This window comes from Streptomyces sp. CWNU-52B (assembly GCF_047444975.1).
Taxonomy (GTDB): Bacteria; Actinomycetota; Actinomycetes; order Streptomycetales; family Streptomycetaceae; genus Streptomyces.
In genome coordinates this window covers 1-11,047 of record NZ_JBLFJV010000049.1, presented here as the reverse complement: position 1 = coordinate 11,047, position 11,047 = coordinate 1, and the positions used below count along the sequence as shown (strand labels likewise).

General features: G+C 67.9%; 9 protein-coding genes and 3 pseudogenes. 9 read left to right on the top strand and 3 right to left on the bottom strand.

The window, feature by feature from the left end; genetic code table 11:
- The first annotated feature begins 15 nt into the window (after positions 1-15).
- Both ACLVWQ_RS32850 and ACLVWQ_RS32845 read left to right on the top strand, forming a co-directional pair.
- Positions 16-198, top strand: a complete 183-nt coding sequence (locus ACLVWQ_RS32850; protein ID WP_414112884.1) for a zinc-dependent metalloprotease — start codon at positions 16-18, stop codon at positions 196-198.
- Positions 199-296: 98 nt separating this feature from the next.
- Positions 297-503, top strand: a complete 207-nt coding sequence (locus ACLVWQ_RS32845) for an endonuclease/exonuclease/phosphatase family protein (protein ID WP_414112883.1) — start codon at positions 297-299, stop codon at positions 501-503.
- Here the strand turns inward: ACLVWQ_RS32845 and ACLVWQ_RS32840 are convergent.
- A pseudogene (locus tag ACLVWQ_RS32840) lies at positions 481-1,155 on the bottom strand (transposase family protein); the annotation flags it as partial. The gene ACLVWQ_RS32845 and the pseudogene ACLVWQ_RS32840 overlap by 23 nt on opposite strands.
- Positions 1,156-1,667: 512 nt before the next feature.
- On the bottom strand, positions 1,668-2,069 hold the full coding sequence (locus ACLVWQ_RS32835; RefSeq protein ID WP_225890818.1) for a hypothetical protein: 402 nt from the start codon (positions 2,067-2,069) through the stop codon (positions 1,668-1,670).
- A gap of 305 nt (positions 2,070-2,374) precedes the next feature.
- On the opposite strand from ACLVWQ_RS32835, the pseudogene ACLVWQ_RS32830 reads away from it, so the two are divergent.
- From ACLVWQ_RS32830 to ACLVWQ_RS32810, 5 genes and pseudogenes are all read left to right on the top strand, one after another.
- A pseudogene (locus tag ACLVWQ_RS32830) lies at positions 2,375-2,479 on the top strand (IS5/IS1182 family transposase); the annotation flags it as partial.
- Positions 2,480-2,814: 335 nt separating this feature from the next.
- Positions 2,815-3,399, top strand: coding sequence for a bifunctional DNA primase/polymerase (locus ACLVWQ_RS32825; RefSeq protein WP_414112882.1), 585 nt, complete (start codon positions 2,815-2,817; stop codon positions 3,397-3,399).
- Entirely contained in the window at positions 3,377-3,784 is a 408-nt protein-coding gene (locus tag ACLVWQ_RS32820) for a hypothetical protein (protein WP_414112881.1), read from the top strand. The genes ACLVWQ_RS32825 and ACLVWQ_RS32820 overlap by 23 nt, the downstream gene beginning before the upstream one ends.
- Before the next feature lie 235 nt (positions 3,785-4,019).
- A complete protein-coding gene (locus ACLVWQ_RS32815) occupies positions 4,020-4,292 on the top strand; it encodes a hypothetical protein (protein WP_414112880.1) in 273 nt (90 codons plus the stop codon).
- 187 nt (positions 4,293-4,479) lie between these two features.
- Positions 4,480-4,773 (top strand): annotated as a pseudogene (locus ACLVWQ_RS32810) (transposase); the annotation flags it as partial.
- Positions 4,774-4,911: 138 nt separating this feature from the next.
- On the opposite strand, the gene ACLVWQ_RS32805 reads toward ACLVWQ_RS32810, so the two are convergent.
- On the bottom strand, positions 4,912-7,812 hold the full coding sequence (locus tag ACLVWQ_RS32805; RefSeq protein ID WP_414112879.1) for a tetratricopeptide repeat protein: 2,901 nt from the start codon (positions 7,810-7,812) through the stop codon (positions 4,912-4,914).
- Positions 7,813-8,467: 655 nt separating this feature from the next.
- Between ACLVWQ_RS32805 and ACLVWQ_RS32800 the strand changes: the two genes are divergently transcribed.
- Together ACLVWQ_RS32800 and ACLVWQ_RS32795 are read left to right on the top strand one after the other, a co-directional pair.
- The gene (locus ACLVWQ_RS32800) at positions 8,468-8,887 is read left to right on the top strand and encodes a trypco2 family protein (protein WP_414112878.1); all 420 of its coding nucleotides are present in this window, start codon (positions 8,468-8,470) and stop codon (positions 8,885-8,887) included.
- A 1-nt stretch (position 8,888) separates the two neighbouring features.
- The coding region (locus tag ACLVWQ_RS32795; RefSeq protein WP_414112877.1) for a trypsin-like serine protease at positions 8,889-11,047 on the top strand (2,159 nt) is incomplete at its 3' end.

The following is an 11,047-nucleotide window of genomic DNA, read 5'->3' as shown; positions in this document are numbered from 1 at the left end:
CACCGCGATCGTCATCTGGCTCCGAGACACCGTCCAAGAGCCATCAGAAACGACCTAGGGGGCGCAATGATCGAACGCGCTGTGGAGCTCCACGGCACACACACAGTGAACCGAGTCTGGGAAGACGTCTCGCTCCTTCCCAGCAGGGCGGAGATCGCGGACCCCGATGCCTGGGTCCGCCGCCTCCACCAGGACTGAGCCGAAGTCCAGGTGCAAGGCAGGGGGGTCTGCCCGTGGAACGGCAGACCCCCCTGCCTGCCCGTCCTCCCCGCTCCCGAAGACGAGTAGGAGATGACATGAATGCGCAACCGGCGCTCTGCGTCGTCAGCTACAACACTCTCAACGGCGGCCGTGACCGCGACGGCTCGCTGCACCGGCTGACCGACCAGCTGGACATGCTCAAGGAACTCGCACCGGACGTGGTGTGTCTGCAGGAGGGCAAGCGCTGGGACGAGAACGGCGGCGAAACACTGAGCTTCTTCAGCGTTGCAACTCCAGTGTGAGGACGGCCTTGGCGATTGACGTCATGCGGTTGGGGCTGCAGCGGGACCTGCGGAAGATCCGCCAAGACTTCAGGCGGGCGACTCCGCGTTCGACGGGTGCGCGCGCCGCGGCCAGGGCACGGTTGCGAGTCTTCTCGGTGGGAGTCAGTTTCTTCAGGGGCCTGCGTTTGATGCCCGTGGTCAGCCACGGACCGGCGCCCTGGTAGGCGAGATCGGCCACGATCGGAACGCCCTGGCGCTCGCAGATCCGGATGATCCGGTGGGTGCGGGCAGCGGTCAGGTCGTGGGTGCGGCCCGGCAGGGCGGGCGAGAGCCACAACAGCCGGCCGCCGGGATCGGTGACGACCTGCACGTTCACGCCGTGGCGCCGGTGTTTGGGGGAGTAGTCGGCCCGGCCGTCGCCGACCCGGTCGCACTCGGCGAGAGTGCCGTCGAGCAGGACGAAGTCGGGATCATGCTCGCGCAGCGTCTTCAGCAGACCCGGTGCACGGGCGGCGAGGAGGTCGACGACTGCGCTGGTGTAGGCATGCACGGTGGACTCGCTGATCCCGAACCCGGCAGCGATCTTCGCCAGAGTGATGTGCTCGCGCAGGTACACCAGTGCCACCATCGCTCGCTGGGACGGACGGAGCTTGCAGCGCCGGTCGCCCTCGCACGCCGCCGAGTCGACGTCCTCTGGGCCATGCTCCGTGACAAGAGGCACTTCACGCTCACACCACCAGCCGCCCAATCGGCTTGACACCATCATTGAGACTCACTCCACGAGTGCATGCGGCAGGTCAAGTGCAGCAGGATGGACGACCACCGAGGCTCCCGAGCAACGTGATTGAGACGTCAGACATCTCGATCAACAGCCCGGGAGCCTCGCTCGTTACGCTGCACGGGCCGTCACCGATCGGTGGCCACATCGAAGAAGCTCAGTGGTTGTAGCCTCGGGCAGGGTGCTACCACCTGTGACTAGATCTTGCTCTGCACCCAAAGGGCGCTTCGCCTCATACCCCATGGACAGATCATCCCCGAGTGACCCGGAACTGATCCGTCAGGCACCGTTAACGGGAGGGAATGGGTCGCCGACATGGGGCGCCACGACGACGACGATGCCGGTCTCGTGGACGAGACCGACGACATCAAGGAGGTGGTCCGGCGAGCTCGGCAGTGCTGCTCTCAGCAGTGCCGCAGACCGCGCGCGCTCGGATCGGCGTCGAACGAGGACGGTGTGTTGACCCAGTCCGCCGGGACGTAGCCCCACCCGTCGTAGCCAGGAGCGGTCCAGTCACCCTTGGTGTGGTACCAGGTGGTGTTGCCGCCGCCGTGCAGTCCACCATAGGTCCAGCAGTCGAACCAGCTGAAGGTGGAATAGAGCTGCCCCGTTATGTTCGCTTCGTGATAGGCGCCCGAGCGCAGAATGGCGGGGGCTCCGTTCCCGCACCACAGCCGGCCGTCGCTCGCCCGAACTCCGCACTCGGCGCTGGCAGCGGCACTGGCCGAAGGGGCGGCGATCACACCGCCCGCCGTCAGGGCGAGGGCTGCCATCCAGAGGGAGAGATACTTCCTGGTCCTGGTCATCCACTGTCCTTTTCTCACTGGTCCCCCGCTTCAGCCGCCGTAGCGGTGCAGGGGACGCCCAGCCGGCGCCTCGAACTGTAGGGCGGACCCGGGACGTTGCGACCCTGACAGATGTCAGGGTCACGATCAGCTGCTGGCGCGCGCCATGGTCCCGCCAGGCCGCCTGGCCTGGGTCACTTAAGGGCTGATCAACTGGCTGCACGTGCCGCTGCCCTGTACCCGAACGGCAGGATCGGCGAGAAGCTGCTCTGAACTTTGACCCGGCCGGATCTCCTCGCGCCAGCGGCAGTCTCATCGTCCTCCAGGTCGCCCGCCTGAAGTCCTGGCGGATCTTCCGCAGGTCCCGCTGCAGCCCCAACCGCATGACGTCAATCGCCAAGGCCGTCCTCACCCTGGAGCTGCAACGCTGAAGAAGCTCACTCAGGGCGTAGCGCACCGACCTTGCACTTCCTGGGAGGTGACTCCCCACTCCCGCCCTTGCGAGCCTCGGGAGGTGCTGTGGGCGTCGGTCTGTACGGGTCTGGGGAAAACGGCCACGCTGCAGGGCGTGGGTGACGCGTCGGGCGGCGCGCACAGGCGCGGCAGGCTGATTCGATGGCGAGCGGTAGGGGTGCCGCACAGCGCCTCTCAGCCTGCCGCCCCACTGATACGAACCCGAAACACACAGGTCAGCGCGCTAAAAGCGTACGCATCGATACCATGGACTCATGACGACGAGCCGCCCTGCCAGCACTGCGCCGGCCCGATGCCGATCACGGCTCGGTCGCACGCGCGGTTCTGTCGGCCAGCCTGTCGAGCCGCCGCTCACCGGGCGGCCCGCACGCTCCCCGACGAACTCACGAGCCGCCCCCGGTGGATCCGGCGCACCTCGCGGAAGATCCCGATCACCGTCGACGGCGCTGCAGCGAGCAGCACCGACCCGTCGACCTGGTCGCGCCATCGGGACGCCGCCCGCTCGACTGCGGGCGCCGGGCTCAGGTTCGTTCTCGACGGCGACGGGCTCGTCTGCCTCGACCTCGATCACTGCCTCGACGCCAACGGCGCGGTCGCGGGTTGGGCGCAGGGCGTGCTCGACGCTGCGGGCGACACATGGGTCGAGGTGTCGGTGAGCGGCGGCGGACTGCACGTCTGGAGGCACGGCGCGCTGCCGCACGGCAGGCGCATCACGCTCGGCGGTGGCTCGGTCGAGCTGTACGGCGACGGGCGGTATATCGCGGTCACCGGGAGGGCGTTCAGCGCGTCCCCCTGCCGCCTGGGCGACTTGCAGGGGCTGATCGACGAGCTGCTGCAGGCTCAGCCTCGGACTGGTGCGCAACATAGATATCTCTGATGCGTTCAGCCACGCCGCGCTGAGTGCGACTCAGCGCGGCAAGCATCTGGGGAAGTTCGTGTTCTGCCGCATCGGCCCCTTCGTCGGCGAAGGTCTCCTTCATCATTCCGAACTGGTAAGAGCCCTGGTAGACGCGACTGCGAAGGTTGTCGGGTATCACGAGCGAGGCAAGCCGGTTGATCCTCTCGGCGTGCTCGTTCGCGACCCGCTCCAACTCCTTTGCCCGGTCGAAGATCTCTTGTGTCTCACGGTCGAGCTGCGCATCTCTGGGCGCGTCACTGGGCCCGGCTTGTCGGTCGCGGTACCGGTGCCACCGAACCCAATGGGTGATGCACTCTCCACCGACGACAAACAGATCGGTGATCGCTCCGTGAAGTTGTTGTAGGTGGTCGAGTTCGAAAGTCTCGCGCCGATCTGCGAGCACGCGCTGCCACTCGGCGTCGCGAGCTGCACCTTCCCTACGCGCTTGTGACCTGTTGTTGATCACTACGCCGCCGAAGATCACTGACTGTCCAAGCAGAAATGACCCTACGGTCCAAAGCCCCGACGCCCCCGAAAGATCCACGCTCGCAGCCTAATTGGCGTCCCGTGCCCACCGTGGGCAGATTGGAGGTTCCCCCGTGGCGGGCAACGGACCGGCGCCGAAGGATCCGAACCGGCGGGCGCGAGGCAACAAGGATGCGGTACCGCAGACCGTGCTCAGGTGGCAGAGCGCCGAGGCGCCCGAGCTGCCCGAGTTCCGGATCGAGCGCGACGGCGACCTCGTCGAGTTCGTGTGGCCCGAGCGCACCCGCGAGTGGTGGCAGATGTGGATCGACTCGCCGCAGAGTGATCACTTCGGGTCGTCCGACTGGCAGTACCTACTCGACACCGCCCTCATTCACGCCCGATAGTGGCGCGGCGACCTGTCTGCGGCCAGCGAGCAGCGGCTGCGCGTCGCGGCGTTCGGCGCGAAGCCCGCCGATAGGGCCCGGCTGCGCATGGTGTTCGCCGAGGCGGACGGCGCCGACCAGAGGCGCGGCAGCTCGGGCGTTCCGTCGGCTCGTGAGCTGTACGGGAATCTGCGGCCGATCAAGGGCGGCATGGGAGGAATCCGGCGCGAACGACGCCGTCGGCAGGACGGTGACCATCGCGGACGGCGGCTATCCAGGCACCGGCCTGGCGATGCCACATCGCCGCCGCAAAGGCGAAGAGTCGGCCGACTGGCAGAAGACGCACAACACCTCCCACAAACAAGTCCGCGCACGCGTCGAGCACGTCTTTGCTCGCATGAAGTGCTGCAAGATCCTGCGGGATTGCCGACTCAAGGGCGACGGCGTCCACCACGCGATGCTTGGCATCGCCCGCCTGTACAACCTCAACCTCATCGGATAGACAGCGGGCCCCGTGGCGGTCAGCCGCACCCCGACCACACCGAAGATCATTTACGAGACATCCCTTAGCCTTCGCGAGCACCAACTCGTAAGTGCAACTCTGAAGACTACTCATCCGCAACCATTTGCTAACGACGTGCTATCCATCCTCCGTTCTGCGCGTATCGGCGAGGTTGTTGCGAGCGCTAAGGGTGTCGGGGTGGTCGTCGCCCAGCAGCCGCTCACGGTCGGCCACCACCCGCTCCAGCAGTTCGATGGCCTCCCCCATACGCCCCGCCTCCCGATAAGAGACGCCGAGGCCGCTGCGGGCGGCGAGCGTGCTTGGGTGGTCGTCGCCCAGCAACCGCTCGCAGTCGACCACTACCTGCTTCAATAAGCCGATGGCCTCCCCCGTACGCCCCGCCTGCCGGTAGGAGGTAGCGAGGTTGCTGCGGGCGGCGAGTGTGGTGGGGTGGTCGTCGCCCAACACCCGCTCGCAGTCGGCCGCTGCCTTCTTCAGCAGCTTCATGGTCTCCCCCCTATGCCCCGCCTCCCAAAAGAAGGCGGCAAGGTTGGCCCGGGCGGTGAGTGTGCTTGGGTGGTCGTCGCCCAGCAACCGCTCACGGTCGGCCACTACCTGCTTCAGCAGCTCGATGGCCTCCCCCGTACGCCCCGCCTGCCGGTAGGAGGAAGCGAGGTTGCTGCGAGCGGTGAACGTGTCGGGGTGGTCATCGCCCAGCAACCGCTCACGGTCGGCCACTACCTGCCTCAGCAGCTCGATGGCCTCCCCCGTACGCCCCGCCTCCCAGTAGGAGACGGCGAGGTTGGCCCGGGTGGTAAGCGTGTCGGGGTGGTCGTTGCCCAGCACCCGCTCACTGTCGAGCAGCACCCGCTCCTCAATCAAAATGGCCTCCCTCGCACGCCCCGCCTGCCCATAGGACACAGCGAGGTGGGCCCGGGCGATGAGCGTGTGAAAGTGGTGGTTGCCCAGCAGCCGCTCGCTAGCAGTGGTCATGTCCTGCCAGTAGGCGACCGCGGAGGCAGCCAGGCCGGCGCTGAGGAGGCTGGTGCCCGCCCGGTACAGGACCGGATGTGCGTCGGAGTGCCAGAGCTGGTCCTGGGTGTGGCCGGCGAGAGCATCGGTGTTGGCGCGCAGAGCGGCCGCGAGGTCGTGGTGGGGCTGGTCGACCTCGGGCCACAGCTCAAGTAGAGCATCGGCAGCCGCGGTGGCGAGCAGCGCCTGCTGCTCCTCAGTGGTGCTCTCACGCACGGCGCGGGCGGTCAGAGCGTGGATACGCACGTCGCGGGGTTCGGCGCGGGTGTCGCAGGTGAGCAGCGCGTAGCGGTGCAGCAAGCGTAAGACGGTGTGGGCTTGGTCGGCTGTGACCTGTGGTGTGCTCGCGGTGCTAGATGACGTGTGGTGGGAGGTCAGGTAGTTGAGAACCGGCCGGGTTGTCCAGAGGGCATGGGGGTGACCGGCAGGATCAAGGAGAGCAGCTAGGCGGATGACAGGCTGGGCGAGGCCGGTGGTGTCGGCTCTCTGGGCGACATCCAGGGACAGGAGAAGGGCGGCGGTGATCTGCTGGCCGTAGCCTTCGGTGTCAGCCGTCTCGGGTAGCGCCTCCTCCAACCGGTGGTCGGTGAACCGTCGCAGGTAGGAGGTGCAGGTGAGTTCTTCGTTGATCATGTAGGCGGCGGCGAGGCTCAGTGCCAGTGGCAGATAGCCCAGAGTTCCAGCGAGAGCCAGGGCTCGATCGTCGAGCAGGTGTTCCATGCCGTCATCAGTGAGGCGGGTGTGCAGGTAGGTGTCTGCTTCATCAGCGGTGTAGACGTCGATGTCGACGCGAGCGCGGCCACCGCCAGTCAGGCGTGCGTCCTTCAGGCGCGTGGTGGCCAGAACCCAGCCGGTACCGGTCCGACTGACGGGCCACCACGAGTTGACTGTGGCGGGGTCTGTGATGTCGTCCAGGACCACCAGCCACCGGCGTGATGTGGTGGCTAACCAGTCCAGCAGTGTGCGGGCGGCGGCCTCTGGCTCCTGCCCGCTCACGCCCGGCAGACGAAGGCGGGCGGCGGCCCGCGCGTACTGCGTGATCACCAGTTGAGCTTCGGTCGCCGTCGCCCATACGACCACGTCGACGCCGCTCTTGAGGGCGTCTGTGGCGCAGGCAGCGGCCAACTGGGTCTTCCCGACCCCGCCACCACCGGAGAGCACCTGTGTCAGTACCACCGATCCAGCGCCCGCCCGGGCCGTCTCGATCTGTTCGCGCAGCCGCTGGCGAGCCTGGAAGGCAGAAGCCAGTGCTGGTATCGGTCCGATCTCCACCGGCCACACCACCTCGCTTCTGTTCGGCTGTGTGGCGGTGGTCTCGGAGGTTATGTGTTCGAGGCGAGGGGTGGTGCCGGGGTGGCCGTGCCGGGTGATCAGGTCGGCGAAGCCGGGCAGGCTCAGAGCCTCGTGGATGGGGGTGGCGTGGAGACGGCGCCAGTCCATGGCCTTGTTGTCCTCGACCGCCACCCCGACCAGTCGGCCGTGGCAGAAGACGGCTGAGCCCGACGCGCCTGCCCACGGCCGCGCAGTGTTACGTCCTGGAGCCGGCCAGACGGGGCTGTCCAGGACCCAGCCAGATGACGACGTCGACACTGTCGGTAGCACTCCGCGCAGATACTCGACCTGCGCCGCACTCTCGCGATCGGCCGCAAAGACGGGAAAACCGGCGCCTTCGAACGGCAGAGGCGAGACGCCACCGGGCTGGCCCCAGCGCACTGGCTGATCGCTGGTTGCCACCGGCTCGTCCAGCCACAAAAGGGCCACATCGAGAGCATCTTCGGTCGGTACCCCATCGCGGGGGTCGGGCCAGCACACCTCCGCTTGCCGCTTCACCAAGTTCTTGTGGCGGGGGTGACCCACGTGAGTTTCCACCCGTCCTGCCCATTGGCCGTCTGGGAGCACCACGTGCAGAGCGGTAAGGACCAGTTGCGGGCCCACCAGATAGCCAGACCCCACACCATCAGGGATAGTGGTGCGCACCAACACCAAGCGCTCCGGGTCCAACGTCATCTCTCCCCCGGCCGCGGCCCGGCGCCTGCCTCGGGATCCGGTACAGAATCCTCCGACGGTTCCGTACCGGGACGGTGCTGCAGCCGACCGTCGTTGGGGTCCGGGGCAGCGGAGGGGCGCCGGCTTCCGGCACGCTCTGCGCCGCGGACCTCATCACGGACCACGAGGTTCAAGGCCAGCACCCGGCGCCGAGTGCTACCCGGCCCTTCACCGACGTCCCCGCCAGCCTCGGAGCACAGGGCCCCGGCGTCAGCCTTCACACCGGCTTCGCCGCCCAGGCGGTACTCCGCCCCCAGTGCCGACTGCGCGTGTTCCGCCTCGGACCGGAACGGCCAGTTGGTGGCCTCGTTGTGCCCCGTGTACGGCTCATCTCGCGGCTCTGCCGACGCTTCCGAGCGCACAACTCCCCTCACGCGCAGTCCCCCTACCCGACGCCAGGTACTGGACGCCTCGATCCATAGCTTGTCCCATTCGCCCTGCACCGTGCAGCAGTTCAGCTCCAGCAGGTCCTCTGGCCCGGTGAAAATCCCTGCCGCCGGACGGCGTGGAAGCACAGCGGGTCGTGCAGCGTGAACCGCTGCGGGGGACAGGGCGAATGGGACAGACTGCTCCAGGGAAGCGCCGGTGTCCGGCGCAGGATTTTGGGGGAATCACCGTGGAAGCGGTCACATTGGCAGAAGCGCTGGGGGAACTGCGGCGTGAGCTGTATGAGGCGCAGGACGAGGGCGTAGGCCAGCAGTTGCAGTTCGAGGTGGAGCAGGCTCAGCTGACGCTGGAGGTGGAGTTCCGCCGCGACAAGGACGGCAAGGTGAAGGTCGAGGTCGGTCTTCCGGGGGCCAAGGTCGGTGGTGAGGGCGGTGGCGGGTCGGGCCGTACGCATCGTCAGACCCTGACGCTGGCGCTGCAGGTCCACGACGAAGCCCTGGGCGGCAGCCGCGCCAAAATCCGCCACTCCACCTCAGATGATCCCGGTGCCGCAGCCTCGCAGACGCCTGGCACGGTGCAGCCGGACGGGACTTCGGCAGAGCCGCCGACGGCTGCGGGGGCGGAGCAGAAGCGGCCGTGGGAGCAGTGACGTGGAGGCGCAACGTCTTGCCTGGATCCGCACCAAGAACCCGGGGGGTTCCGGTTCTGGCTACCTGATCGGCCCGCAGCTCGTTCTGACGGCCCTGCACGTGGTGCTGCATGACGGCGGGTGGGCGAAGCAGGTGGAGGTCCGGGTGGGGCACCCCCGTTTCGGGGACCTCGCAGAACGGCGGGCCCAGGTGTGCTGGCCGGACACCCGTCAAGGTGTGCCTCCCGAGGATGCACTGGATGTGGCCCTGTTGTGGCTGGAGACGCCTGTCACAGGGACGGACGGTCCGGTGCGGTGGGGGCAGCCTGGTGGCGTTGTTCCGCTGCCGTTCAGCGGAGCCGGCCTTCCCGCTTTCGCGGACGAAGCCCTCCGCGGCGATTTCGAGGACCTGCGCGGTGAGCTGCCAGTGGTCTCTACGGCATCGTCGTCCTGGGTTCTGAACTGCCGGGTATGGCCAGACCTTGGCCGCGACGGTCAGCGTCCCTGGGCGGGCGCTTCCGGAGCAGCGATCTTCTGCCACGACCGGCTGGTCGGGGTCGCGGTGGAGGACAACCGGACCATGGGCTGGCGCCGCCTGCACGCCGTCCCCATCCACGAAGCCCTCAGCCTGCCCGGCTTCGCCGACCTGATCACCCGGCACGGCCATCCCGGCACCACCACCACGCTGGACGACGTGACCGCAGAGAGCACGGCCGTGAGGAAAGGCGAGGACAGGGTGGCGCGGCAGGTGGAGGCCGGTCCGATCCCCGCGTTGGCCACGGCATTTCAGCCCCGCACCGGCCTCCGTGAGCGGATCGACGCGGCATGGGCGGACAATGGATCGGTCGTACTGGCCCAGGAACCGACCCGCGTACTGTCCGGTGGGGGCGGCGTCGGCAAGACTCAGATGGCCGCCGCCTACGCAGCCGACGCACTCAGGAAAGACGCCGACCTTGTGGTCTGGACACCGGCCGCCGACGTGCAGCAGGTGATCGCCCGCTATGCCGAGGCCGCCGCCCTTCTGGAACTGCCCGGAACGTCCGGCCAGGATCTGGAAGCAGACGCCCACCTGCTGCTGCAGTGGTTGCGCACCACGCGGGAACGGTGGCTCGTGGTCCTGGACGACATCACCGACCCGGACACCGTCGACCCCTGGTGGCCCGTCAGCCTGACCGGCACCGGCCATGTCCTGGCCACTACCCGGCGCAGAGACGCACGTCTGACCGGCAACGGCCGCATCCGCGTCGACATCGACGTCTATACCCCTGCCGAGTCCGCCGCCTACCTGGAGCAACGCCTCGCCGCCGAGAACATGAGCCATCTTCTCGACGACGACACGACGCAACTCGCCGAAGCCCTGGGACACCTCCCGCTGGGACTCGGCATGGCCGCCGCCCACATGATCAACGAAGAACTCAGCGCCGGCGCATACCTGCGCCTGTTCAACGACCGTCGCGCCCGGCTGGAGAAGGTCATGCCGGCGACAGCCGATACCGAGGGTTACCACAAACCGACCCAGCCCACTCAGATCACCACTGCTCTCCTGCTGTCCCTCGACGCCGCACAGGCCGCCGACACCACTGGCCTTGCTACCGCAGTCCTGCGCCTGACTGCCCTCCTTGATCCCGCCGGCCACCCCCATGCCCTGTGGAACACCTCTGCCCTTCTCAACCACCTCGCCACCCACCGCACCCCGCCTCCGCCCTCGCAAGACGACACCACCACGCACCCCGCACCCGCCACGGCCGAACAGACCCACTCGACCCTGCGACTACTGCACCGCTACGCACTGCTCACCTGCGACACCCGCGCCGAACCCCGCGCCGTCAGCATCCACGCCCTCACCGCCCGCGCCACCCGCGAAACCACCTCCGCCACCGACGTACCAGCGCTCACCACCGCAGCAGCCGACGCTCTCCTCCAGATCTGGCCGGACCTCGATCAGCACCACGTCGACCAGACAGCTGCCCTGCGCGCGAACACCAGCGCCCTCGCCCACCACACCGGTGACCACCTCTGGCAACCCGAAGGGCACCCCGTGCTGTATCGCGCGGGCAACAGCCTCCTCAACACCGGCCTGGCCGCTTCCGCCACCACATACTGGCGAGACATGGTGGCCGACGCGGAGCGGCTGCTGGGCGGCGAGCACCCCGACACGCTCACCGCCCGCGCCAACCTCGC